At 69.4% G+C, this 229-nt stretch carries 1 protein-coding gene; it reads left to right on the forward strand.

Translation table 11 applies throughout. The annotated features are described in order from the left end of the window. On the forward strand, window positions 1–229 hold a 229-nt coding region (locus tag AC6UD4_RS07400; protein ID WP_500709664.1), incomplete at both ends, for an outer membrane beta-barrel protein.

The following is a 229-nucleotide window of genomic DNA, read 5'->3' on the forward strand; positions in this document are numbered from 1 at the left end:
CCTTCAACGACAACTTCGCGCTCGCCGGCCGCGTCGAGTACATCGCCCAGACCGGCGACCGCTTCGCCGGCGGCACCAGCCTGCTCTACGGCGCGGGCAGCTCGGCCCTGTCCTTCACCATCACCCCGACCTTCACCTTCGACCGCTACTTCGTGCGCGGCGAGTACTCGCGGGTGCAGCTCTACGACATCAGCCGCGGCGACCTCGCCTTCGGCACGCTGGGTACCGG

The organism is Fructilactobacillus sp. X3R5C2 (genome assembly GCF_059901175.1).